A 23,776-nucleotide genomic window follows, 5' to 3' on the forward strand; every position below is an offset into this window, starting at 1 on the left:
TCACTTATGGAAATCAATCTTTTGATCTTGTTTCTTGCACTCCTTGCCGACCGCTATTTCGGCGATCCGGAATGGCTCTGGGAGCGCGTGCCGCACCCGATCGTGCTCTTCGGCAAGGCCATCGAATTTGCCGACAAGCGATTCAACACATCTTCGAAATCCGATGAGGAGCGCCGGCGCGACGGTTTTGTCGTCACGCTCGGTCTGCTTGTAATCGCCGCCGCTGCAGGATTGCTGATTTACCTTGCACTGCGGACGATCCCGCCCTTTGGCGAACTGATCGAAGCACTGATCGTCGCCGTGTTCCTTGCCCAGAAGAGCCTTGCCGATCATGTGAGCCGCGTTGCCGTTGCGCTGCGTGAGGAAGGCATCGTCGGCGCCCGGCGCGCCGTTTCCATGATCGTCGGCCGCGATCCTGAAACGCTTGACGATGCCGCCGTCAGCCGCGCGGCGATCGAAAGTCTCGCCGAGAATACGTCGGATGGTATCGTCGCGCCGGCTTTCTGGTTCGCGCTGCTCGGGCTCCCCGGCCTGCTGGCTTACAAAATGCTCAATACCGCCGATTCCATGATCGGCCATCTCAATGACCGCCATCGCGATTTCGGGCGGTTTGCCGCAAAGCTCGACGATGTTGCCAACTGGATTCCGGCAAGGCTGACGGGCCTCCTGATTTCGGGGGCGGCGTGGATCGTCCATGGTTACGACGCGGCACTGCGCTCCTTCAACGTCATGATGCGGGACGCGCGCCTCCACCGCTCGCCCAATGCCGGCTGGCCCGAGGCGGCGATGGCCGGGGCGATCGAGGTCGCACTGGCGGGGCCGCGGGTCTATGGCGGCGAAGTCGCCAATGAGCCCATGCTCAATGGTGCCGGCCGCCGCGATGCCGGCGCCGACAATATCGACGATGCGCTGGATATTTTCGGCGTTGCGACCGCCGCATTGACTGGCGTCGTCCTGGTGCTTTTCCTGTTTGGTTTGCTGCTTTAGCGGCTCCTGGCGGAACGTCGACCCGGCCTGCCGGCGTTATCCCTGTTCGCCAATGCGGCGGGCCAGCGACCTGTGCAAATCGGGGGAGGCGTCCACCAATGCCCGCCCGGCGTCGGACTGCGGATGGCGCAGCACCTCGTCCGTCCGGCCTCGTTCGACGATCCTGCCATCAGCCATCACCATGACACTATCCGTTATCGCGCGTGCCACGGCGAGATCATGGGTAATGAACAGATAGGCGATGCCGAGGCGGCCATTCAAATCGGCGAAAAGGTCGAGTATCTGGGCGCGGATCGAGACATCGAGGGCCGAAACTGGTTCGTCCGCCACCACCAGCTTCGGCTCGGTGATGATGGCGCGGGCGATGGCGAGGCGCTGCCGCTGGCCGCCGGAGAATTCATGCGGGTACTTGTCGCGATCTTTCGGCGCGATCCCGACGCGTTCAAGCGCGGTGTCGATCCGTTCACGTGTCTCGCCCTGCGAGAGTGGTGTATCGAAGAGAAAGAGGGGTTCGGCCACCAGACGCCCGGCTTTGTGACGTGGGTTAAACGAACCGTAAGGATCCTGAAACACGACCTGCATGTGCCGCCGTGCCGGGCGCAGCGCTGCTTCGCCGAGATTGTCGATCCGCCGTCCGGACAGGACGATGTCGCCGTGCGACGGCTTGTCCAAGGCCAGAACCATGCGTGCCAACGTGGACTTGCCGCAACCAGAGCGCCCGACAAGGGCCATGGATTGGCCGGGCTCGAGCTCGAAGCTTACATCGTCGACCGCAATCGTCGGCTCGCTTCTTGCGAACAACCCGGTGCGCGTGCCGGGGTAGATGCGCGCGACATTGCGGACTGAAAGGAGCGGTCCGTCGTCTTGCGCGATGTGGGGGCGCGACCGATCCGGCACGTGCATCGAGGCTTGCGCCAGCTGGCGCGTATAGGGATGCGCCTGTTCCGTCAGGATTTGCGTGGTCTCGCCGCGATCCATGACTTCGCCGTGTCGTAGAATGGTGATGCTATCGGCGACATCGGCGACGACCGCCAGATCGTGGCTGATGAGGAGCATGCCCATTTTCTCGTCCCGGACGAGGTTCTGCAACAGATCGAGAATCTGTGCCTGCAGCACGACGTCCAGTGCAGTCGTCGGTTCGTCGGCGATCAGCAGCTTCGGCTTTAGCGCGCAGGCGATGGCAATGACCACGCGTTGACGCTGGCCGCCCGAAAGCTCGTGCGGATAACGGCCGAGCGGAAATTTCGCGGCCGGCAGGCCGACGCGGTCAAGGATGGCGCGCGTTCGTTCTTCCGCCACGGCACGGCTCGCGCCTGTATGCAATCTGATGCCTTCGGCGACCTGTTCTCCGATCGTCTTCATCGGGTTGAGCGCCGTCATCGGTTCCTGGAAAACCATGCCGATGTCGTCACCGCGCAAGCGGCACATTTCGGCCTCGCTCGCTGCAAGAATGTCGGTGCCGTTGAAGCGGATCTGGCCCCCGGCGCGGGCGCCATTGGGCAGAAGCTTCATGACGCTAAGCGCGGTCATCGACTTGCCGGAGCCGGATTCGCCAACGAGCGCGCGGATTTCTCCGGGTTCGATAGCGAGGTCGATGCCGTTCAGCACAGGGACGCCACCAATCGTCAGCCGCAGGCCCTTGATGTCAAGGAGGGGAGCCATCAGCGCTCCCGTCGCAATCGTGGATCAAGTACATCGCGCAGGCCGTCACCAAGGAGGTTGAGGCCAAGCACCGTAATGACGATGGCAAGACCCGGAAACAGCGCCATGTGCGGAGCAAGACCGACCATGGTCTGGGCTTCGAACAGCATGCGACCCCAGCTTGGCATCGGCGGCTGCGAACCGAGGCCGACATAGGAGAGCCCGGCTTCGGCGAGAATGCCCAGCGAGAACTGTATGGTCGCCTGGACCACAAGGAGATTGGCGATGTTGGGCAGGACATGCTCGATCGTAATGCGCGCCGCACCCTTGCCGCAGGCACGCGCGCCGAGAATAAATTCGCGCGGCCAAAGGGACAGCGCCGCGCCGCGGGCGACGCGGGCGAAGACCGGGATGTTGAATATGCCGATGGCGATAATGGCGTTGATCGCGCCGGGTCCGAAGACCGCGGTTATCATCACCGCTGAAAGCAGTGCGGGAAAAGCAAACACCAGGTCGTTGAGCCGCATGAGCAGTTCGTCGATCCAGCCGCCTCGCGCTGCGGCCCAAAGCCCGAGCGGCACGCCGATCGCGAGGCCGATCGCAACCGAGACGAAGGCGACCGCAATCGAGTTGCGGCTGCCGACCATGATCATCGACAGGATGTCGCGGCCATAATGGTCGGTGCCGAGCCAGTGGCTCCAGGAGGGCGGCTTCAACTTGCCGGCAATGTCGAGCGTCCCTACGGCGTAGGGAGTCCATACGAAGGAGAGGGCGGCCATGACGGCAACGACGCCGGTGATCATCAGGCCGACCAGAAACGACCGGTTGCCGATCGCCTTGGACATCCCTTCCTGCCATGGGGAGGCGGTCATGCGCGGCTCCGCAGACGCGGATCGACGATGGCATAGGAAAGATCGACGACGAGGTTGATGAGGATGACCGTCGCGACCAGCAACATCACAACGCCTTCAACGACGATAAGGTCGCGCTGGGTAATGGCCTGAAACACCAGCCGCCCTAATCCGGGAAGGTAGAAGACATTCTCGATGATGATTGTTCCGGCGAGCAGAAAGGCGAATTGCAGCCCGATAACGGTCAGGATCGGGATGAGTGCATTGCGCAGGGCATGGCGGTAAAGAACGCCGCGCCTAGTGAGCCCCTTGGCTCGCGCGGTGCGGATATAGTCTTCGCCAAGCACGTCGAGGAGGGCGGAGCGGGCGACGCGCGCGAGGATCGCCGCCTGCGGCAATGCGAGTGCGATCGATGGCAATATGAGCGCCTTCAACGCCGGCCAGATGCCGGCACTCCAGCCGGGAAAACCGCCCGCGGGCAGAAGCCGCAGTGTCACGGCAAAAACATAAACGAGGAGGAGGGCAAACCAGAAGTTCGGGATGGCGACGCCAATCTGGGCGACGCCCATGCTTGCGGTATCGGCAACCGTCCCGCGCCGCGAGGCTGAATAAAGAGCGACGGGCAATGCGATTGCCGTCGAGAGCACGAGCGATATGAGGGCGAGCGGCAGGGATACTGCGACGCGCTCGACAATTAGATCGACCACCGGAACCGAATAGGTATAGGACCGGCCGAGGTCGCCGGTCAGGAGGCCGCCCAGCCAATGGAAGTAGCGCGCTAGAAGCGGCTGGTTGAGACCCATCTGCTCTTGCAGGGCGTGAACCGCATCTTCTGTCGCATTCATGCCGAGCATGAGCCGCGCGGGGTCGCCCGGAACGATTTCCAGCATGGCGAAGACGACGATCGACGCGGCGAATACTGTCGCAAGGCCAATGAGGATGCGCTTTACGGCGTAGTTCAGCATAAGGAGCGCGGGTGGCGATCGATCACACCTCCCTCCGTCAGGTGCAAACTCAATCCACCCATTTCACAGCGGTCAGGTCGTTGGCCTGGATCGGGCCGTTTTCCCAAAGGCCCTCGATCTTGGCATCCCAGACGCCGGTCTTGGGCAGTTGAAACAGGAAAGCCGCGGGAACATCGGTCGCGAGTATCTTCTGCGCCTCTTGGTATAGCTCCGTTCGCTTGGCGTCGTCGGACGTCGCATCGATCTGCTTGATGAGATCCTTGAAAGCCGGATTGTCGTAGTTGAAGTAATAGTCGTCGCGGGCAAAAATATTCAGATCGTTCGGCTCGGTGTGCGACACGATGGTCATGTCGTAATCCTTGTTCTTGAACACCTGATCGAGCCATTGCGCCCATTCGAGCGGCACGATTTCAGCCTGGATTCCGATGTCGCGCAGTTCAGCCGCGATAATCTCGCCGCCGCGCCGCGCATAGGTCGGCGGTGGCAGCTTCAGCGTGGTTTTGAACCCATCGGGGTGACCGGCCTCCGCAAGAAGCTTCTTCGACAATTCAGGGTCGAAAGCCGTTTCCGATGTCAGGTCTATATAGGCAGGGTGGTGCGGCGGAAAGAACGAGCCGATGGGGGTTCCGAGCCCGAACATCGCACCGTCGATGAGCGCCTTGCGGTCGATCGCATGGGCGATGGCCTGCCGCACTTTCAAATTGTCGAAAGGCGGCTTCTTGTTGTTCATACCGAGGATGGTTTCGCCCTCGGTGGTGCCGATGACGACCTTGAAACGCGGATCGGCCTCGAACTGCGCGATGGTTTCATAGCTCGGGAACACCGGAAAAGCCTGGACATCGCCCGCAAGCAGCGCCGCGGTCGCGGCGGCAGGATCGGGGATGATGCGGAATGTCGCCTTGTCGAGCAGGGCCGGCTTGCCCCAATAGGCCGCATTCTTCGATATAACAATCTGCGATCCCTTAGCCCAACTATCGAATTTGAATGGCCCGGTGCCGATCGGCTTTTCCTTGTTGGTTTGGGCGCTTTCCGGCGCGACGATGACGGCGTCACCCCAGCCCATATTATAAAGGAAGTCGCCGCTCGGCTGCTTCAGCGTGACCTTGACCGTCAACGGATCGACAACCTCGACTGTATCGATTGCTGCAAACAGGCCCTTTTGCGCAGTGGTGGAGTCGCCGCCGCGCGCCCTGTCCAGCGAGAACTTCACGTCTTCCGCGTCGAAGCTGGTGCCGTCGTGGAATTTCACGTCCTTGTGCAGCTTGAACGTGTATGTCTTGCCGTCGTCGGAAAGCGTCCAGCTTTCCGCCAGCGCCGGCAGGACTTCGCCCTTCGGCCCGATTCGGGTCAACCCTTCGAAGATATTGGCGTAGACGATTTCGTCGATGGCAGCAGCCGCGCCTGCTGTCGGATCGAGATGCGGCGGCTCGAGGACGATGCCGAGCACGAGATCGGCGCGCGCGGCAAAGGCTGCGCTCGAGGTGAGCAGCGCCAGGGCCGCGCCCACCAGTGCCGATTTTGCGAAATTGTTCATTCAACCACTCCCAACAGGTCAAACCGATCCGGACAAGAGAATCTTGAGCCCAAGCGCCATGACATTAGCGGATTCGAGCATGTCGTCGATGCCCACATATTCGTCCGGCCGGTGAGCGAGATCGAGAATGCCGGGCCCATAGGCGATGCAATCGTGCAGGAGCCCGATGCGGGCTATATGCTTCTGGTCATAGGTGCCGGGCGAAATCACATAGGCGGGCTCGCGTCCGAATACGGTCCGGATGCCCTCCGCCACCGCTGTCACCACCGGCGCGTCGCGCTCGGTCATGATGGGCTGCACCTCCATGATGTCCCGAATCTCGTAGTGAAATTTCGGCCGTTCCCATTGCAACCGGTCGAGGATCGAGGTGACCTCGCGTTTCACTTCGGCAATATCTTCCTCAAGCAGGAAGCGGCGATCGATCGTCAGCCGGCAGGAATCCGGCACGTTGGGCGAGGGCAGGCCGGAATAGTCGTCGGTTTGGCCGCCATGGATGGCGTTGATGTTCATGGTCGAGCGTCGCGCGCCTTCCGGTACGACCGGCATCCGGGTTTGTTTCCTGTCGAGTGCCGGGAACAACTCATTCTCGAAGGCGTCGAGCACCGCGCTCATATGCCGGATCGCGCAGTCGCCGAGGAACGGCATCGAACCGTGGGCGATTTCACCCTTGGTCTCGATTTCGGCCCACCACACCCCGCGATGTCCGAGACAGATACGGTCCTTGTTCAGCGGTTCGGGAATGATGACGTGGTCGACACGCGGCTTCGAGAAAAAGCCTTTGCTCGCAAGAAAAGCGACGCCGCCAAATCCGCCCGACTCTTCGTCGACGGTGCCGGAAATCTCGATTGCGCCGGCGAAATCCGGATAGACCTCGAGAAAGGCTTCGGCGGCAATGACCGATGCCGCCAGTCCGCCTTTCATGTCGCAGGCGCCGCGACCATAAATCTTGCCGTCCTTGACCACGGCCTCGAACGGGTCGACCGTCCAGCCCTCACCGGTATCGACGACATCGATATGCGAGTTGAAATGCACGGTCTGGCCATGGGTGCGGCCGTCGAAGCGGGCGATAATATTGGTGCGCGGATAGCGGTCAGTATCACCCGGCGTGCCGACGCCCCGAATCAGTTGCGTTTCGAATCCGGATTTTTGCAGGCGCTTCGCCAGATATTCGGCGCAGTGCGTGTAGGCTTCGCCGGGCGGATTGATCGTCGGAAAGCGGATGAGATCTCGCGTCAGCGCGACCAGGTCGTCACGGCGTCTATCAATGGCCCGGCGCAGCTTTTCGTCCATGCGCGCATCAAATCAGGGGACCCGCTGATTTGGCAAGAGGCAAGTGCTGCGCCAAGGCGCCATTGCAACAGGTTCACGAATGCATTGCACTACTTTGCACTTTCTTTGACGGATGCCCGGCAAACGTAAGTAAGCGTTACAAAGTGGCCCTTCGCAGCAAGTAAATTGCGCATTTGTACAGTTTTGTCGCACCCGATTGAACTTGAACTCGACAAGGGCCATCTGGTCAATCGCCGCAATGTAACGGCAACTTTTTCACCAAACAGGACCACGACGATGCTCCGCGAAGAACGAGTAGCAGAGACTGAATATGCACGCATGGAACAAGAGCACGAAGGCAGCTCCGACGAGCGCCGCGGCTCCTGTGCTATTGGTGTCCTCTGCGTTATTGGCCTTATCCTTGCGCTGGCGCTGCTTGCGCCATCACATGCTGACGTGCCGATGCCCCATTTGGCTGTAGAACTCGTAAAATGACACGCTGGACTCTGGCGGAATATCGCCGCCAACGACGTATTGACGAGGCTTTCGACCCCGAAGCCGCAGGTTATGACCCTTGTGCCGTCATGTTTGAAGGTGTCGTGATGACCAGGCACGAAAAGGCTGAACTGATGCGCGAGCGCCGGCTCAAGGCCGACCGCGACGCCGTCGTCGAAACCTGGTTTCGCCGCCTCATCCCGGTTCTCGTCATCCTAATAGCCGTCGGTATCTCGATGGTCTGGAACGTAGGCGCCGGCCTCTTGATCGCGGCGCTGGCAGCAGTGCTTTTCCTCAAGGCGAGGCGCCGCATGGTTCGCCAGGGCGCCTGGACCGCCGACACGATGGGCCTTTGGAAATTCCGCCGCTTTTCGATCGGCGCGAACGGCTCATCGATTTGATATGCGTGGAGCGGCCCAAGGCTGGGTCGCTCGCGGACATTGTGCCGCTGGCCAGGATCATTGATCCCCAGATGCCGTTGCGGGAGATCCGCGACGCCTGGACCATGTACAAGCGGCGGCGTGCCGATCGGTCCTGATTCGCGCCCGGTTGCGATTTGTCTGCACAAATAAAGCCATGTGCCGCTTTCCCTACAATACCCCGCTGCAAAACCGCTAAAATGCCTCCGAGTCGGGCAGGCTCTCGCAGTCGAGGCTGAAACGCTTCGCCAAACTGCAACTGATCGACTGTTACAGGATTGTTTTCACTACGCATTGTGAAACAATCGGGTATGCAAACAGCGGGGCGACTCAAGAGATGAATTCAGAACCAGACCTTGCCCTGTCGGAGCCGGTTGGTGATGAAGTTCGCAAGACCACCTGCTACATGTGCGCTTGCCGCTGCGGCATCGATGTCCATCTGAAGGATGGCAAGGTCCGCTATATCGAGGGCAATCGCGATCATCCCATCAACAAGGGTGTGCTCTGCGCCAAGGGCTCTGCCGGCATCATGCAGCACTATTCGCCCGCGCGCCTGCGGGCGCCGCTCCTGCGCACCGGGCCGCGCGGCTCCGGCCAATTCAGGGAAATCAGCTGGGACGAGGCGCTGTCGCTCGCCGTCGATTGGCTGCAACCGGTACGAGAAAATGCGCCGCAGAAGCTGGCTTTCTTTACCGGGCGCGACCAGTCGCAGGCCTTGACCAGCTACTGGGCGCAGAATTTCGGCACGCCGAATTATGCGGCCCATGGCGGCTTCTGCTCGGTCAACATGGCGGCCGCCGGCATCTATACGATAGGCGGTGCGTTCTGGGAGTTCGGTGCACCGGATTGGGACAAGACCAAGCTTTTCGTTCTCTTCGGCGTTGCCGAGGATCACGATTCCAACCCGATCAAGATAGGCATTTCCAAGCTGAAAAAGCGGGGCGCGCGCTTTGTTTCGGTCAATCCCGTCCGCACCGGCTATTCCGCCGTCGCCGACAACTGGATCGGCATCCGGCCTGGCACCGATGGCCTGCTGATCCTGTCCATTATCCATGAACTCTTTCGCACCGGCCGCATCGATCTCGACTATCTGCGCCGCTACACCAACGCCCCCTGGCTGGTGATCGACGATCCGGGTCATGAGGATCATGGGCTCTTTCTGCGCGACGATCTCGGCAAGGCACTGGTGCGCGACCGCGCGACCGGGGCACTCGTTCGATTTGACGAGCCCGGACATGTCGCGGATCTCAACGCGGATTTCACGACTGCCGACAATCGCAAGGTGCGCAGCGTGCTTCGCCTGATGGCTGAAAAATATCTCGATCCGAAGTATGCGCCGGAGGCAGTGGCGGCCGAAACCGGGATCGACGCAAAAACCATTCGCGGCCTTGCCTCCGAAATCGCGCGGGTCGCCTTCGAGGAAGAGATCGTCATTGCGCAGCCGTGGACGGACATGAAGGGAGAACAGCACGAGGTGATGATCGGGCGCCCGGTCAGCTTTCACGCCATGCGCGGAGTTTCCGCCCATTCCAACGGGTTCCAGTCTGCCCGTGCTTTGCACGTGCTGCAGACCATCATCGGCTCGATCGACTGCCCCGGCGGTTATCGCTACAAGCCGCCATATCCGAAACCCGCCACGGCTCATCCTCGCCCGCACGGCAAGCCTGAGCATGTGAGGCCTGGCCAGCCGCTGGCAGGACCCCATCTCGGTTATCCGCTGGGGCCGGAGGACCTACTGGTCGACGCAGACGGCAAGCCGCAACGGATCGACAAGGCCTTTTCATGGGAGGCGCCGCTTTCGGCCCATGGCATGATGCATATGGTGATCGCCAATGCCTCGGCGGGCGACCCTTATCCCGTCGACGTGCTCTTTCTCTACATGGCCAACATGGCCTGGAACTCGTCGATGAACACGCGCGGCACGATCAGGATGCTCGAGGAGCGCGATCCTGCGACAGGCGAGTACAGGATACCCAAGATAATCTATTCCGACGCCTACTCGTCGGAAATGGTGGCTTATGCCGATCTTGTTCTGCCGGATACGACCTATCTCGAACGCCATGACTGCATTTCACTGCTCGATCGTCCGATCTCGGAGCCGGAAGCGGCTTGCGACGCAATCCGGTGGCCGGTGCTGAAACCCGACCGCGACGTGCGCGGCTTCCAGTCGGCACTGATCGATCTTGGTGCACGCCTGAAATTGCCCGGCTTCGTCGATGCGGATGGCAAAGCGCTCTACAAGGATTACGCCGATTACATCGTCAATCACCAGCGCAAGCCCGGCATCGGGCCGCTTTCCGGCTTTCGCGGCGAGGCTGGCGAGGATGAGGGCAGGGGCGCGCCAAACAAGGATCAGCTCAAGCAATATATCGAACACGGCGCCTTCTGGGTGAAGCACATTCCGGAGGAAGCGCTCTACTTCAAGCATCATAACGCGGCCTACCAGCAATTTGCCATCGATATGGGCTTCTTCGACGCCCCGCAGCCGGTCACGATCCAGCTTTATGTCGAGACGCTGCAGAAGTTCCGTCTGTCCGCCGAGGGCGTGCGCCAGCCGGTTGCGCCGCAAGCGTACAGGCAGCGCCTCATCGATTGCTTCGATCCGCTGCCGGACTGGTACCGGCCGTTCGAGGAACAGGGCATCGACACGAACGCCTTTCCCTATCACGCGCTGACGCAGCGTCCGATGGCGATGTACCATTCCTGGGGGTCGCAAAATGCCTGGCTCCGGCAAATCCATACGCGCAACCCGCTCTATGTTCCGGGTGGGATCTGCGACGAGCTTGGGCTCAACGACGGCGATTGGGCGTGGGTAATCTCGCATCATGGCCGCATCAAATGCGAGATTGCGCGGACAGAGGCGGTAAACGGGCGCACCATGTGGACATGGAACGCCATTGGCAAGCGCAAGGGCGCCTGGGCTCTCGCGCCCGATGCGCCGGAGGCGACGAAGGGATTCCTGCTCAACCACCTCATCCATGAACTCCTGCCGCCCAAGGCCGACGGCATGCGCTGGTCGAATTCCGACCCGATCACCGGACAGGCGGCCTGGTATGATTTGCGCGTCCGTATCGAAAAGGCCGAGGAAGGCGATGCGATGAGCGAGCCGCAGTTTGGTGCCATTGAACGGCCCGGCAGCCAGAAGCCTGGGGCCGAAGAGATTCGCTACGGTCAGGAGTGGGCGCTCAAATGACCAGCCTGCCGCAAAACCGCACCTCCAGGAAGCTCGGCCTTGTCATCGATCTCGATGTCTGCGTCGGCTGCCATGCCTGTGTCATCAGCTGCAAGGAATGGAACACGGGCGGCTACGGCAATGCACTCTCGGACCAGCATCCTTACGGCGACGACGTGTCGGGCACGTTTCTCAACCGCATTCACAGTTTCGAAGTGGTGCCGGAGGGTGGTGAAGTCATCGGGGAAGCAGGCGATGCGCGCATCGTTCATTTTCCGAAATCCTGCCTGCATTGCGAGGATGCGCCCTGCGTCACGGTCTGCCCGACCGGCGCTTCCTACAAGCGAGCTGAAGATGGCATTGTGCTTGTCGACGAGGACAAATGCATCGGCTGCGGGCTCTGCGCCTGGGCCTGCGCCTATGGCGCACGCGAGATGGATCTCGCCGCCGGTGTCATGAAGAAATGCACTCTGTGCGTCGATCGCATCTACAACGAGACGTTGCAGCAGGAGGACCGGATACCATCCTGCGTTCGCACATGTCCCGCCAACGCGCGCCACTTCGGCGATCTCGGCGATCCGACATCCGAGGTGTCGATCATGGTGGCGGAGCGCGGTGGTTTCGATCTGATGCCGGAGCAGGGGACGCGGCCGACCAACAAATACTTGCCGCCGCGCCCGCGAAAGGCACTGAGCGAGAGTGCGCCATTGGTGCCGCTTGCCGAGAACAGCGAAGGTGCGACCGGTTTCTTTGCCTGGCTCGACAGAGCGCTCGATCGGATGTGAGTTAGCATGTCAGGGTTGCATTCCTACGATACCCCCCTCTGTCCTGCCGGACATCTCCCCCACAAGGGGGGAGATCGATCGGCAGCGGACCGTTTCACAAATCAGCAAACCCTTGGGCTCGGCGGATTCCGTGCTTCCCTCCCCCTTGTGGGGAGGGTCGGACCGAAGGTCCGGGGCGGGGTCCTTGCGACGGCAAAGCGATTTGTTCCCTACCAGGCACGCCCCTCCCGGCTGCTGCGCAGCCACCCTCCCCACAAGGGGGAGGGAAAGGCGGCGCCCTGCATTCGAAAGTCATTGACCGATGATGCACCCACCCCCCTCTGTCCTGCCGAACATCTCCCCCACAAGGGGGGAGATCAGCCTGCTTCACGGGTTTGCCTAACTACCGCCGTACCAATTGGAACACAGGCTTGCGGCCATCCGATCTCCCCCCTTGTGGGGGAGATGTCCGGCAGGACAGAGGGGGGTAACGCTCAACATCTCCGCGTCCCCGCAATGTCGAGGCCGCAATAAATGCATCCAGCCTATTCGATCATCGTCTTCACGACCCTGTCCGGCCTTGGCTATGGTCTTGCCGTTGTCCTCGGGCTTGGCTTTCTCGATCCGGCCTCGCTCTCGACCAAGATCGCCTATGTCGTTTCGATTGGGCTGATCGGCATCGGGCTGTCGTCGTCGCTTCTCCATCTCGGCAATCCCCAGCGCGCGTGGAGGGCGCTCAGCCAATGGCGATCGAGCTGGCTGTCGCGCGAAGGAGTGATGGCGATCGCAACCTTCGTGCCGCTGACCTTGAGCGCCGCACTGGCTGTCTTCGGCGATCGCCACGATGTGCTGCTTGGCCTGATCACCGTCGCCGGCGCGCTGATCACCGTCTATTGCACATCGATGATCTACGCGTCGCTCAAGACCGTCGGCAACTGGAATACCCCGCTGACGCCGCTTTGCTTCCTGCTGTTTTCGCTGGCCGGCGGGTTTCTGCTTGCGGCGAGTTTTGCCGGAGGCGCGCTCGGTCTCGAGCTTCTGGCGTTGTCATTCATTCTGCTTGCCCTTGTCGCCAAGATGATCTGGCGCAAGGGGGCAATGACACTCGTTCCCCTGTCGACGCCGGAGACGGCAACCGGGCTCGGACATATCGGCAAGGTGCGGTTGTTCGAGCGTCCTCACGCGCTGGAGAATTACTTGACGCGCGAAATGGGCTTTCGCGTTGCCCGCAAGCATGCGGCCAAGCTCTGGATGATAGCGTTCCTGAGCGGCATCGTGCTGCCGGTCGTTGCCTTGCTTGCTGCCATGGCGATTGGCGGCGGCCTCTTGGCACAATTCGTCCTTGCCGTAGGCGTCCTCGCGCATCTTCTCGGCCTCCTTACCGAGCGCTGGCTCTTCTTCGCCGAGGCCCGGCACGCGGTGATGAACTATTACTAGGTGATCAGTTCCAGCGCTTGTGGAACCACATCCACTGGCCGGGATACTCGCGCACCCAGCTCTCAACCTTATCGTTCAAGGCTTGCACAGTGGCAGCAAGGTCTACCGCACCCTTTTCGTCGCGCGGCAGTTCCATTTTTTCCTCGAGTTCGAGGCGGAAGCGGCCGCCGGGCAAGCGGATGCAGCGGGCTGGATAGACATCGCAATCATATTGGCGCGCGAGCTTAGCCAGAAGCGGATTGGTCTTGCAGGGGCGATTGAAGAAGGTCGAGGGGATGCCGCGGCGGAATTTCTGGTCGACGAGCATGCCGACATTGCCGTTGGCATTGAGGACAGTCGCGAGCGACCATGCCGCCCCGGCCTTCGATGGAACGAGGTGCCCCATATTGGTGCGGCGAGCGCCCAGGATGCGCTTGGCGACATAGGGATTGTTCGGCGGGCGAAACAGCGCTGTGACATTCAAGTCGAATGTCGCGGCGCAGATTGGCAAGAGTTCGAAATTGCCCGTATGCCCGGTGAAGAATATGTGCGGCCGGTCTTTTTCCCCGAGCAGGCGCTCGAAGATTTCCCGGCCGTGCACTTCGATGATCCCGGTCTTGTCGCTGTGCGGATCATAGTCGAAGATGGCGTCGAGGAAGACATATTCGGCAGTAAGGCGCGCCATGTTCCCCCACATGTCGCGCGCGATGTCCTGCAGTTCTTGCTCGGACTTTTCCGGATAGGCCTTGCGCAGGTTGTTCATGGCGACGCGATGACGTCCCATCAGCGGACCGATCTTACGCGCCGCGGCGTCCATGAAATCCATTGCTGCCCGTGCGGGCAGGCGGCGCAACAGCCACAAAATGCCGAAGACGACATTCGCCGTCAGCCAGTAGTTAAACGACTTGAGCCTCTGGCTCCACCGGAACAGAGCAAGTTTCGTATTGAGCTTCATCGGAAATCAGTTGATGCGCAGGATGATCTTGCCGAAAACGTCCCGGCCTTCCATCCGTTTCAGCGCCGTGTCGATTTCATCGAAACCGACTTGCGTATCGATGACCGGATGAACGAGGCCGCGCGCCATCTTCTGCATCGCATCCGCCATGTTCTCCATGCGGCAGCCGAAGGAGCCGAGCAGCTTCAACTGCTGCTGGAACAGCATCATCAGGTTCATGTTCGTCGATACGCCGGATGTCGAGCCGCACGTGACAAGACGCCCGCCGCGCCGCAGCGACAGCATGGAACCCGCCCAGGTGTCCGCGCCGACATGTTCAAACACAACGTCCACGCCCTTCTTCTTCGTCAGCTTGCGCACGACACCTTCGAAGCGATCTTCGCGGTAGTTGATGACGTGGTCGGCGCCCAGCGCCTTCGCCTTCTCGATCTTGTTGTCGGAACCGACAGTCGTAATGACTGTGCAGCCGATCTTCTTGGCAAGCTGGATCGCGGCCGAGCCAATGCCCGACCCTCCGGCGTGTACGAGGATCGTCTCGCCGGGCTCGAGCTTGGCGTTGTCAAAGAGCATGTGCTCGACCGTACCGAAGGTAACGGGCGCGACCGCAGCGCCGATCTCGTCGACGCCGGGAGGCGCCGGGACGAGGAGGCGCGCCGGCAAGTTGACTTTTTCCTGGGCAAAGCCGTCAAGGTGAAAGCCATGGACCCCGGATACGTGTTCGCAGAGATTGTCGCGGCCTTCGCGGCAGGGCCGACAAAGGCCGCAGGTCTGCGCGCCGTAAATCGAAACAAGCTGTCCGGGCAGCACCGAACTGACGCCCGGGCCGATCGCATCGACAACGCCGGATGCTTCCGCGCCGATCGTCAGGGGCATCTTGCGCTTGGCGAAGGCCATGCCGCGCCAGCCCCAGACGTCAATGTGATTGAGCGCAACGGCCCTGATATTCACCGTGACCTCGCCGACGCCAGGCGGGGGCGGAGGGGCAATATCGACCAATTCGAGCTTGCGGTCGTCGATCAGCTGTAGTGCACGCATATCCGTTTCCTTGTTCAGGCCACGGATTAGTTCGGTTCTGCGGTCATGACAAGACAGGTATTTTGTCCACCGAACCCGAATGAGCTGGAAAGCACCGATGAAACGCTCGCCTCGCGCTTCACATTGGGCACCACGTCGAGATCGATGGCTGGATCGGGATTGTCGTAGTTGATCGTCGGCGGGATAGTGCCGGTCTGGATCGTCAGCATCGAGAATACCGCCTCGATGGCACCGGCCGCCGTCAATGTGTGGCCGATCATCGACTTGTTGGACGACGTCGGCAGCTTCGAGATGCGCTCCCCGAACACGGTCGACAGGGCGAGATATTCCATCTTGTCATTCTCCGGCGTGGAGGTGCCGTGGGCGTTGATATAGTCGATCGCATCCTCTGCGATGCCGGCATCGTCGAGCGCTGCACGGACCGCTCCGATGGCGGGCGATCCATCCGGCTTCGAACGGGTGCGGTGGAAGTCGTCGGCCTTTTCGCCGCAGCCGCGCATGATCCCGAGAATGTTGGCGCCGCGGGCGACGGCTGCTTCCAGCGATTCCATCACCATCGCCCCGGAACCCTCGGCCATGACGAAGCCATCGCGATCCTTGGAGAATGGTTTTGCAGCCTTGTGAGCGGGCTCGTTCTGGGTGGAGAGGGCAGAGAGCAGCGAGAAGCGGATCAGTGCTTCAGCGGAAACCGAACCATCGGTGCCGATTGACAGCACCTTGTCGCTTTCGCCGCGGCGGATCGCCTCGACGCCGAGCTGGATCGCTGTCGCGCCAGACGCGCAGGCCGTCGACAGCGTCACCGGCAGGCCGCGCGTTCCGAACTTCTCGGCGAGCTGTTCGGCGATGTAGCCGAACTCAACAGTATTGAACATGTCGACCTGCGGCGCGCGGCGGCAGGCCGCGAGAAGGAGATCGTAGCCCGGCTCGCCTTCATTGCGGATCAGCGCATCGAGCGCGAAGCGGTTGCGCCAGTCGAGTTCGACCGGTGGCGCTGCCAGAAACAGTGGACCGCCGAAATCATCGACGGAGAGGCCGGCCTGTTTGATCGCTTCCTCGCCGGCGAGAGAACCGAGTTTCTGCGACAGCGCGACAGCGCCCTTGTTGCTTTCTTCGAGGAAATCAACGGTGCCGGCGATCTGCGTGCGCAGTCCATCGACGGGAAAACGGGTGATCCTGTGGATGCCGGACGTACCGGATGTCAGCGCTGCCCAGTTTTCCTCCTTGCCCTGACCGAGCGAGGAAACAACGCCGAGGCCGGTAATCGCAACAAGCGGGCGGCCCTGATGATCAGTATATTTGGACATGAGGCATATCCTTAAACTTTGACCAGACGGGCAACGCCTTCGCCGCGCGAGCCGCCGATCGAGGTAGCCAGCGCAGTGTCGACACGCTCGGGGCCGGCCTTTTCATTGTCGGGATCGATGGGGGGAAAAGCGGTGCCGTGATAGATGCTGAGCGCGGCAAGGCCAACGACCAGGGGGAACTGCGCCTCGCGGAAATGACCGAGCTTGCCGGCGATACCGCGTATGGACGAACTCGAGAATGCGTCGAGCGCCGCCTTCTCGGCAGCGGTGATGCGCTTGGCGCCGGATGCCCCGGAAATGATGACGTCAGCCGGCGAGTCGGCCGTTGCCGCGCCGAGAAGCTTGGCGATCGTTTCTTTCAGGTCGTCGCGGCTGCGGCGGATCTGCGTGCTGTAAACGCCGTCGATCGCCGCATATGCGCGGGCGCCGCGCTTCTTCGCGTGTTCCTCGCTTTCGAGGACCAGGAATGCGCCGCCCGAACCGGTGACGATGCCGCCGCCGGCCGCGTCTTCACGTTGCCACAGCGGCGCCCAGCCATTCTGCAGCAGCATGTTGTTCAGCTCATAACCGAGCAGCATGTCCGGGTGTTCGGCGTTATATGCGCCGCCGACGAGAGCGTGGGTGCTCTGGCCCGAACGGATACGCGCAACTGTTGTATCGATCGCAGAAATGCCGGAGCCCTCTTCACCCATGAAAGTGCGCGAGGAACCGGTGACCTTGTGGACGATCGAAATATTGCCGGCAAGGAGATTGGAAAGCTGGGCGAGGAACAGCGTCGGGCGCAGTTCCGTCGATAGTTTTTCGTTGAGCATCGTGCCGAGGTCATTGCGCACGCGCGCTTCGGCAAGGATCTGCAGATCAACTGCAACATCGCGTTCGCCGCCGCCGGCACCAACGACCATATCCATGGTGGCGCAAAGCGCCTCGTCTTCCTTGATGCCCGCATCCTGCAGCGCGAGGCCGGCGGTATAGGTGCCGATGCGCTGCCAGGTTTCCATCTGCCGCTGGTCGCCGCGCTTCGGTATCTGATTGTTCCAGTCAACCTCGCCGAGCGGGTGGACCGTATATGGCCGGAAGGTTTCACTGTCGGTGCGCGGTTCAGCCTTGCCGCTGAACGCCTGCCAATGGGCATCGGCGCCTTCGCCCAGCGATGAGATCAGTCCAATCCCAGTGATGACGACGGTGTTGTTCTGCATTGTCTCGCAACACCGTCCACGCGGTGCACCCCGTTAGGTGGAAGTTGACCAGGTCCGAATCGTTGCTCGGAAATCAGGCCTTTTTGGCGGCGACGAGTTCGTCGATCTTGGCGCACAGGTTCTTCAACACGAAGTATTCTTCGGTCGGGACCTTGCCGTCATTGACTTCCTGCGTCCACTGTTCGAGCGGGATCTTGATACCGAAGGCCTTATCGATTGCAAAAACAATATCAAGGAAATCAAGGCTATCGATGCCGAGATCGTCAATCGTATGGCTTTCCGGCGTAATGGAGTCGCGATCGATCTCACTGGTTTCGGCAATGATATCGGCAACCTTGTCGAATGTTTCGGACAATTGATTTTCCTTTTTCTTCCGGTGCCCGTCGAAGGCACTGATGTCTGATGAGCCGGTATCTAACGTTTTTCAAGGTCTATGGAAAGACCCAAGGTTGTGCGTCGTCTAGTCGAATATAATTCGTCCAGCCACATGAATAGCTTCACCCTCTTCATTGGGGATAACCACCACGGCTTCCGTCGGCCGCGGAGTTACGCCCGTCAGAGCCGTTATATTGGCGCGATCGGTCAGCATTACCAGATTTCCGGACCCCTTGAAGCCTGTGATCAGAACGCGGATCTTTTCGAGTTCAGCGGCCTTTTCCGCGTCATCGGCAGGGAGCGGATCGAGCGGCTTGAAAATCTCGGCGGGAATGGAGCCGAACGACAGGCGCGCCGTCTCACGCGCATTGCAGGTGGAACTGGTCAGGATGCGATCGATACGCACGCCGCGCGCCGCAAACCGCGCGCCCAATTTCTGCGCGAGCTGGCGGCCGCGATCAGAAAGCGTCTGCGTCGCCGAGCAGTCGACGGAGTGATCGACGGTTGGACTTAGCGTTCCCGAAACATCGGCGCCTTGCATGAGGATCGTATATCCACCCCGCTGGACCCGCGCCCAGGCCGCATCCGTCGCTTCGGCGGTAGAAAGAAATGCGAGCGCGCTCAACGCCAACGCGAGCATATGGACACGTAAGGGATGGATAAGCAGCCTCGACATCTGGCCTCCTTATCAGGCGAAATGGTGATTTGGCGAAGAAAAATAAAGTGAAGTCCTGGAACTGCTTGCGCGGCATGGCGCGCCCGCCTATTGCGGAATGTAATGGGTCTCGTTGAAACAATCCTTGTCGTCTTCGGTGTGATCGCCATCGCCTATGCTGCAGCCCAGTTCAAGCTGCTTGATGAGCGGGTGGGCGATGGATTGTCGGACTTCGTCTTTGTCGTCGCTGCGCCGCTTCTCTTGTTCCGGACCATGGTGACGGCCGATTTCCACGGGGCTGCCCCTTGGCAATTGTGGATCAGCTACTTCATTGGTGTGGTCGTTGCCTGGATTGCATCCGATCTGGCAATCAAGGTGCTGTTTGGCCGCGACAATCGCGCCGGCGTCGTCGCCGGGGTTTCGGGTGCCTTTTCCAATCTCGTATTCCTGGGCATGCCACTGATGCTCGGTGTCTTTGGGCAGGAGGGGTTCGCCATCCTGTCGCTGATTGTCGCCGTTCACATGCCGATCATGATGGCCGCGTCCATAACGCTGCACGAGTTTGCCCTGCGCCGCGACGGTGTGTTCGATGGCGAGAGTCATTTATCCGCGGTGGTCGCCTCATTCTTCAAAAGCCTGCTGCGCAACCCCTTCGTTATCGGTATCCTGGCTGGCTGGCTATGGCGTCTGACTGGCCTGCGGATGCCCGTCGTTGCCGATTCGCTCATTCAGACGTTGGGAAGCGTCGCCGGTCCGGTCGCCCTTTTCGCTATGGGCATCGGCCTCAAGAAATTCGGTGTGTCAGGCCATATCGCCGCTTCGCTTGTCATGTCGGCAATCAAGCTCCTCTTGATGCCGGCTGTTGTCCTTGCTGCGGCTTTGCTCATCGGCCTGCCGCCCTTTACCGCCAAGATTGCCGTCACCGCTGCCGCGCTCCCTGCCGGCGTCAACTCCTATCTGATTGCGACGCGCTTCGGCACCGGGCAGGCGCTCGCCTCGAATTCCATGGTCATGGCAACGGCGCTATCGGCCCTCACGCTCGCGTTCTGGGTTTCCGTCGTCACGCATATTTTCGGCTAGGCAAGGCAGTTGCAGCTTTTGGCAAAAAGGAGCAGGGTAGCCCCATCGTCTTCACGAGACGCACATTGCCAAAGGCGATGCAGGGTTATCCTTCACGGAACTCACGGACAACAATAACCCTTCGAACACAGGGAGAAATATGATGTTGCAGAAATCCAGCCCGTTCATGAAGCAGGCAAACCTGATCAATGGTGAGTGGGTGGGCGCCGATTCCGGCAAGACGATCGACGTCATCAACCCTGCAACCGGCCTGAAGATTGGCACGGTTCCGAATTCCGGCAAGGCCGAAACGCGGCGCGCCATCGACGCTGCCGCCGAGGCCTTCAAGACTTGGCGCAAGACATCGGTGCTCGAGCGCGCCAAGATGATGCGCAAGTTGCACGACGCGATCCTCGATAACCAGGACGCCCTGGCCGAACTCCTCACACTGGAGCAGGGGAAGTCGCTGTTCGAGTCCAGGGGTGAGGTCGGCATGTCGGCGGCCTATATTCTCTGGTACGCCGAAGAGGCGCGGCGGACCTATGGCGATATCGTTCCATCGCCCTGGGCCGATCGCCGCATCCTCGTGACGAAGGAGCCAGTTGGCGTCATCGGGGCCATCACGCCGTGGAATTTCCCGTCCTCGATGCTGGCACGCAAGATCGGTCCCGCGCTCGCTGCAGGCTGCACGGCGGTCGTCAAGCCAGCCACGCAGACACCCTATTCCGGGCTTGTATGGGGTGCGCTTTGCGAGGAGGCCGGCATTCCGAAGGGCGTCGTCAACATCCTCACCGGTTCTGCCTCTGAGATCGGCGGCGAAATCACCAGCAATCCCCTCGTGCGCAAGATCACTTTCACCGGCTCGACCGAGATCGGCAAGATCCTGATCAAGCAGGCGGCGGACACCGTAAAGAAGGTGTCCATGGAGCTTGGCGGCAATGCCCCCTTCATCGTGTTCGACGATGCGGATGTCGATCGCGCCGTCCAGGGTGCGATGATCGCGAAATTCCGCAATTCCGGCCAGACCTGCGTGTGTACAAACCGCTTCCTGGTTCAATCGGGTATCTACGACACGTTCATTGAGAAGTTCGCTGCGGCGACCCAGAAACTCCAGGTCGGCGACGGCCTCGAAACCGGTACAGAACAGGGTCCGCTGATCGACGAGAAGGCAGTCGCCAAGGTCGAGGAATTCGTCGCCGATGCCAAGCAGAAGGGCGGCAAGGTCGTGACCGGCGGCAAGCGCCATGCGCTCGGCGGCAGCTTCTACGAGCCGACGATCATCAGCGACGCCAAGGAAGACATGCTTTTCACCAAGGAAGAGATTTTCGGTCCCGTGGCGCCGGTCTACAAATTCGAGACCGAGCAGGAAGCGATCGACCTTGCCAACAACACCGAGTTCGGCCTTGCGAGCTATTTCTATACGCGGGACCTCGGCCGCGTGTTCCGCGTTTCCGAGGGGCTCAAATACGGCATGGTGGGCGTCAACGAAGGCATGATCACCACGGTCGAGGCACCCTTTGGCGGCGTTAAGGAATCGGGGCTCGGCAAGGAGGGCGGACATCAGGGCATTGAAGACTATCTCGATACGAAATATGTCTGCGTCGGAGGTCTCGGCCTCTAAATGAACACTGAGTTATTCGGCCACACGCCTGAGGGCGAAGCAGTCCACCGCATCACGATCTCCGGCGGGGGGCTGACCGCCAAGGTTCTGACCTGGGGCGCAGTTATCCAGGACCTGCGCCTCAAGGGCCACGAACCGCCGCTGGTCCTGGGCTACCAGGACTTCGTCGACTATCCGGCACACTCGCCCTATCTTGGCGCGACGGTCGGCCGGTCGATCAACCGCATTCGTGGCGGCGAACTCACGATCGACGGCGAGACCTATGCGCTGGAGAGAAATTTTCACGATAGGCACAATATTCACGGTGGGAGCCGGGGTGCCGGCAAGCGTAACTGGGACGTCGTCGCCGTCGGCTCGGATTATGTGACGCTGACCATCCAGCTTGGTGATGGCGAGATGGGGTTTCCCGGCAATCTCAACATCACCTGCACCTATATGCTGGAATCAAAGGGCACACTCGCAATCCGAATGGATGCCGTGACCGACAAACCCACCATCTGCAATCTTGCCCATCACAGCTACTTCAATCTCGATGATGGCGGTGCAACCGATGCGCTTGACCATCAAGTGCGCATCGATGCGGCGGCCTATCTGCCGGTCGATGCCGATCTCATTCCCGACGGGCGGGTTCTCCCGGTGGCGGGCACGACGCATGATTTTCGGGATTACCGGTCGATCCGCCGCGAAGAACGTGGCGCCCAGGTGGTCTATGACAACAATTTCTGCCTCTCGAGCCAGCGCCAGCCCCTGCGGCGGGTCGCATCGGCCAAGGGCACGAAGTCGGGCGTCGAGATGAACGTTCTGACCACGGAACCCGGCGTGCAGTTCTATGCCGGCAATACCCTGGGCGGGCGTCCACCGATCGGGCTGACAGGAAGCACCTACGATAATTATGCCGGCTTCTGTTTTGAGGCGCAGGTCTGGCCGGACTCAACCCATTTCCCGTATTTCCCGCAGGCAATACTTCGGCCGCAGGAGACCTACAGCCAAATGACCAAGTACAGTTTCAATAAGGCAAAGCAGGCTTAAGCATCAAAGGCTTTGCGCGCTTCGTCCATCGGGGCAAGCGCGCCGTGAAATTCGACGACGCGCGCCGCCACCTTATGCGCCCGTTTTGCGGCCGCAACCGGATCGAGGTCGGCGAGGCGGGCAGCAATATAGCCGCCATTGAAGCTGTCGCCAGCGCCGGTCGTGTCGATGGCATTGGCTTTGGCGGCCTGCACGTTGGTACTCACTCCTCCCGAAACGACCAGCGCCGGTTCCGTTCCATCCTTGACGACGATTTCCTTGACGCCATAGCTCGCAAGGCGGGCAGCCGTATCGGCCGGCGTGACGTCCCCGAAGAGCGCGTTTTCATCCGGGAATGTCGGCAAGGCGATATCGCTGACATGGAACGCGTTGCTCAATACCTGCTTCGCCGTCTCGGCATTTTCCCACAGACGCGGACGATAATTGGCATCGAATACGATGAGCGAACCGTGACGCCGCGCATTGCTGACGGCGTTGAGCACAGTCTGGCGGCTCTTTGGGCTCAAAATGCCCATGGTGATGCCGGAGAAATAGATGATACGGCGGCCTTCAAGGCTCTTGGCCAGCGCATCGGCGTCATCCGCCAACTGACGCGCAGCGGCGTCATTGCGCCAATAGGTGAAAGACCGCTCGGCACCGGTCAGGGTAATTGCGTAAAGGCCGGGCCGGGCGCCGACAATCGTCGGGCTGTGGGCCGTGTTGATACCATTGTCGCGCAAGAATGCCTTTTGCTTGACGGAAAAGGGATCGTCGCCAAATGCGGTCACGTAATCGACGGCGAGGTCTGGATCGGCGAGGGCCCGAACATACCAGGTGGTGTTCAGCGTATCGCCGGCAAAGCCCATGCGCCACTGGTCGCCATTGGCGCCCGAGAGTTCGATCATGCACTCGCCGATAGCCGCAAATCCGTTCATGAAGTCCTCCGCAAATCCGGTCGGTTGCGACTGATATACGAGTGGGCGACTGCTGTCATGGGAAAGTTCCGGGGGCAGGGGCTGTCATATTTGCTTAATAATGCAATGGTAGCCGCGCCA

21 protein-coding genes are annotated in these 23,776 nt (G+C 60.8%); 9 read left to right on the top strand and 12 right to left on the bottom strand.

The features are described from left to right. Window positions 1–6: 6 nt before the first annotated feature. Window positions 7–987 carry an adenosylcobinamide-phosphate synthase CbiB gene (gene cbiB, locus BLR72_RS03970; RefSeq protein WP_091945295.1) on the top strand — a complete coding sequence of 327 codons (981 nt, stop codon included), beginning with the start codon at window positions 7–9 and terminating at the stop codon, window positions 985–987. A 36-nt stretch (window positions 988–1,023) separates the two neighbouring features. Here cbiB and BLR72_RS03975 read toward each other — a convergent pair whose 3' ends face one another. The 5 genes from BLR72_RS03975 to BLR72_RS03995 are packed head-to-tail and all read right to left on the bottom strand — an operon-like array spanning window position 1,024 to window position 7,268. Beyond that, entirely contained in the window at window positions 1,024–2,649 is a 1,626-nt protein-coding gene (locus BLR72_RS03975) for an ABC transporter ATP-binding protein (protein ID WP_091945298.1), read from the bottom strand. Continuing rightward, a complete protein-coding gene (locus BLR72_RS03980; RefSeq protein ID WP_210183715.1) occupies window positions 2,649–3,500 on the bottom strand; it encodes an ABC transporter permease in 852 nt (283 codons plus the stop codon). The genes BLR72_RS03975 and BLR72_RS03980 overlap by 1 nt, the downstream gene beginning before the upstream one ends. Beyond that, window positions 3,497–4,444, bottom strand: coding sequence for an ABC transporter permease (locus BLR72_RS03985; RefSeq protein WP_091945304.1), 948 nt, complete (start codon window positions 4,442–4,444; stop codon window positions 3,497–3,499). The genes BLR72_RS03980 and BLR72_RS03985 overlap by 4 nt, the downstream gene beginning before the upstream one ends. 49 nt (window positions 4,445–4,493) lie before the next feature. Continuing rightward, complete coding sequence (locus BLR72_RS03990) at window positions 4,494–5,978, bottom strand: ABC transporter substrate-binding protein (RefSeq protein ID WP_091945307.1); 1,485 nt, start codon at window positions 5,976–5,978, stop codon at window positions 4,494–4,496. An 18-nt stretch (window positions 5,979–5,996) separates the two neighbouring features. Next, window positions 5,997–7,268, bottom strand: coding sequence for an acetylornithine deacetylase/succinyl-diaminopimelate desuccinylase family protein (locus BLR72_RS03995; protein ID WP_091945310.1), 1,272 nt, complete (start codon window positions 7,266–7,268; stop codon window positions 5,997–5,999). A 165-nt stretch (window positions 7,269–7,433) separates the two neighbouring features. On the opposite strand from BLR72_RS03995, the gene BLR72_RS04000 reads away from it, so the two are divergent. The 5 genes from BLR72_RS04000 (at window position 7,434) to BLR72_RS04025 (ending at window position 13,534) form a co-directional block, all read left to right on the top strand. Then, complete coding sequence (locus BLR72_RS04000) at window positions 7,434–7,742, top strand: hypothetical protein (protein WP_139202492.1); 309 nt, start codon at window positions 7,434–7,436, stop codon at window positions 7,740–7,742. Then, on the top strand, window positions 7,739–8,143 hold the full coding sequence (locus tag BLR72_RS04005; protein ID WP_091945317.1) for a hypothetical protein: 405 nt from the start codon (window positions 7,739–7,741) through the stop codon (window positions 8,141–8,143). The genes BLR72_RS04000 and BLR72_RS04005 overlap by 4 nt, the downstream gene beginning before the upstream one ends. A gap of 355 nt (window positions 8,144–8,498) precedes the next feature. Then, the gene (locus BLR72_RS04010) at window positions 8,499–11,354 is read left to right on the top strand and encodes a molybdopterin oxidoreductase family protein (RefSeq protein WP_091945319.1); all 2,856 of its coding nucleotides are present in this window, start codon (window positions 8,499–8,501) and stop codon (window positions 11,352–11,354) included. Next, on the top strand, window positions 11,351–12,118 hold the full coding sequence (locus BLR72_RS04015; protein WP_091945322.1) for a 4Fe-4S dicluster domain-containing protein: 768 nt from the start codon (window positions 11,351–11,353) through the stop codon (window positions 12,116–12,118). Before BLR72_RS04010 ends, BLR72_RS04015 begins: the two co-directional genes overlap by 4 nt. 513 nt (window positions 12,119–12,631) lie before the next feature. Continuing rightward, complete coding sequence (locus BLR72_RS04025; RefSeq protein ID WP_091945325.1) at window positions 12,632–13,534, top strand: dimethyl sulfoxide reductase anchor subunit family protein; 903 nt, start codon at window positions 12,632–12,634, stop codon at window positions 13,532–13,534. A 4-nt stretch (window positions 13,535–13,538) separates the two neighbouring features. On the opposite strand, the gene BLR72_RS04030 is transcribed toward BLR72_RS04025, so the two are convergent. The 6 genes from BLR72_RS04030 to BLR72_RS04055 all read right to left on the bottom strand — a co-directional run bounded on the left by BLR72_RS04030 (window position 13,539) and on the right by BLR72_RS04055 (window position 19,054). Beyond that, window positions 13,539–14,468: a lipid A biosynthesis lauroyl acyltransferase gene (locus BLR72_RS04030; RefSeq protein WP_091945328.1), complete on the bottom strand. Its 930-nt coding sequence runs from the start codon at window positions 14,466–14,468 to the stop codon at window positions 13,539–13,541. A gap of 6 nt (window positions 14,469–14,474) precedes the next feature. After that, window positions 14,475–15,503, bottom strand: coding sequence for a zinc-binding dehydrogenase (locus tag BLR72_RS04035; protein ID WP_027231751.1), 1,029 nt, complete (start codon window positions 15,501–15,503; stop codon window positions 14,475–14,477). Between the two features lie 26 nt (window positions 15,504–15,529). Further along, window positions 15,530–16,807, bottom strand: coding sequence for a beta-ketoacyl-ACP synthase (locus tag BLR72_RS04040; RefSeq protein ID WP_091945331.1), 1,278 nt, complete (start codon window positions 16,805–16,807; stop codon window positions 15,530–15,532). An 11-nt stretch (window positions 16,808–16,818) separates the two neighbouring features. Continuing rightward, window positions 16,819–18,003: a beta-ketoacyl-ACP synthase gene (locus BLR72_RS04045; RefSeq protein ID WP_091945333.1), complete on the bottom strand. Its 1,185-nt coding sequence runs from the start codon at window positions 18,001–18,003 to the stop codon at window positions 16,819–16,821. A 73-nt stretch (window positions 18,004–18,076) separates the two neighbouring features. After that, window positions 18,077–18,358, bottom strand: a complete 282-nt coding sequence (locus BLR72_RS04050; protein ID WP_027231748.1) for an acyl carrier protein — start codon at window positions 18,356–18,358, stop codon at window positions 18,077–18,079. 105 nt (window positions 18,359–18,463) lie between these two features. Continuing rightward, on the bottom strand, window positions 18,464–19,054 hold the full coding sequence (locus tag BLR72_RS04055) for a histidine phosphatase family protein (RefSeq protein WP_091945336.1): 591 nt from the start codon (window positions 19,052–19,054) through the stop codon (window positions 18,464–18,466). Between the two features lie 102 nt (window positions 19,055–19,156). On the opposite strand from BLR72_RS04055, the gene BLR72_RS04060 reads away from it, so the two are divergent. The 3 genes from BLR72_RS04060 (at window position 19,157) to BLR72_RS04070 (ending at window position 22,742) form a co-directional block, all read left to right on the top strand. After that, window positions 19,157–20,113, top strand: coding sequence for an AEC family transporter (locus BLR72_RS04060; protein ID WP_091945338.1), 957 nt, complete (start codon window positions 19,157–19,159; stop codon window positions 20,111–20,113). A gap of 142 nt (window positions 20,114–20,255) precedes the next feature. Continuing rightward, window positions 20,256–21,713: an NAD-dependent succinate-semialdehyde dehydrogenase gene (locus tag BLR72_RS04065; protein ID WP_091945340.1), complete on the top strand. Its 1,458-nt coding sequence runs from the start codon at window positions 20,256–20,258 to the stop codon at window positions 21,711–21,713. Then, window positions 21,714–22,742, top strand: coding sequence for an aldose epimerase family protein (locus tag BLR72_RS04070; RefSeq protein WP_091945343.1), 1,029 nt, complete (start codon window positions 21,714–21,716; stop codon window positions 22,740–22,742). Here BLR72_RS04070 and BLR72_RS04075 read toward each other — a convergent pair. After that, window positions 22,739–23,656, bottom strand: coding sequence for a sugar kinase (locus BLR72_RS04075; RefSeq protein WP_091945347.1), 918 nt, complete (start codon window positions 23,654–23,656; stop codon window positions 22,739–22,741). The genes BLR72_RS04070 and BLR72_RS04075 overlap by 4 nt on opposite strands. Window positions 23,657–23,776: the final 120 nt, after the last annotated feature.

Origin of the sequence: Phyllobacterium sp. YR620 (genome assembly GCF_900104165.1) — a bacterium.
Lineage (GTDB): Bacteria > Pseudomonadota > Alphaproteobacteria > Rhizobiales > Rhizobiaceae > Phyllobacterium > Phyllobacterium pellucidum.

Bases quoted from the DNA above. Each gene is read 5' to 3' on its own strand.
- cbiB (WP_091945295.1), top strand. From the start codon at position 7: ATGGAAATCAATCTTTTGATCTTGTTTCTTGCACTCCTTGCCGACCGC.
- BLR72_RS03975 (WP_091945298.1), bottom strand. From the start codon at position 2,649: ATGGCTCCCCTCCTTGACATCAAGGGCCTGCGGCTGACGATTGGTGGC.
- BLR72_RS03980 (WP_210183715.1), bottom strand. From the start codon at position 3,500: ATGACCGCCTCCCCATGGCAGGAAGGGATGTCCAAGGCGATCGGCAAC.
- BLR72_RS03985 (WP_091945304.1), bottom strand. From the start codon at position 4,444: ATGCTGAACTACGCCGTAAAGCGCATCCTCATTGGCCTTGCGACAGTA.
- BLR72_RS03990 (WP_091945307.1), bottom strand. From the start codon at position 5,978: ATGAACAATTTCGCAAAATCGGCACTGGTGGGCGCGGCCCTGGCGCTG.
- BLR72_RS03995 (WP_091945310.1), bottom strand. From the start codon at position 7,268: ATGGACGAAAAGCTGCGCCGGGCCATTGATAGACGCCGTGACGACCTG.
- BLR72_RS04005 (WP_091945317.1), top strand. From the start codon at position 7,739: ATGACACGCTGGACTCTGGCGGAATATCGCCGCCAACGACGTATTGAC.
- BLR72_RS04010 (WP_091945319.1), top strand. From the start codon at position 8,499: ATGAATTCAGAACCAGACCTTGCCCTGTCGGAGCCGGTTGGTGATGAA.
- BLR72_RS04015 (WP_091945322.1), top strand. From the start codon at position 11,351: ATGACCAGCCTGCCGCAAAACCGCACCTCCAGGAAGCTCGGCCTTGTC.
- BLR72_RS04025 (WP_091945325.1), top strand. From the start codon at position 12,632: ATGCATCCAGCCTATTCGATCATCGTCTTCACGACCCTGTCCGGCCTT.
- BLR72_RS04030 (WP_091945328.1), bottom strand. From the start codon at position 14,468: ATGAAGCTCAATACGAAACTTGCTCTGTTCCGGTGGAGCCAGAGGCTC.
- BLR72_RS04035 (WP_027231751.1), bottom strand. From the start codon at position 15,503: ATGCGTGCACTACAGCTGATCGACGACCGCAAGCTCGAATTGGTCGAT.
- BLR72_RS04040 (WP_091945331.1), bottom strand. From the start codon at position 16,807: ATGTCCAAATATACTGATCATCAGGGCCGCCCGCTTGTTGCGATTACC.
- BLR72_RS04045 (WP_091945333.1), bottom strand. From the start codon at position 18,003: ATGCAGAACAACACCGTCGTCATCACTGGGATTGGACTGATCTCATCG.
- BLR72_RS04055 (WP_091945336.1), bottom strand. From the start codon at position 19,054: ATGTCGAGGCTGCTTATCCATCCCTTACGTGTCCATATGCTCGCGTTG.
- BLR72_RS04060 (WP_091945338.1), top strand. From the start codon at position 19,157: ATGGGTCTCGTTGAAACAATCCTTGTCGTCTTCGGTGTGATCGCCATC.
- BLR72_RS04065 (WP_091945340.1), top strand. From the start codon at position 20,256: ATGTTGCAGAAATCCAGCCCGTTCATGAAGCAGGCAAACCTGATCAAT.
- BLR72_RS04070 (WP_091945343.1), top strand. From the start codon at position 21,714: ATGAACACTGAGTTATTCGGCCACACGCCTGAGGGCGAAGCAGTCCAC.
- BLR72_RS04075 (WP_091945347.1), bottom strand. From the start codon at position 23,656: ATGAACGGATTTGCGGCTATCGGCGAGTGCATGATCGAACTCTCGGGC.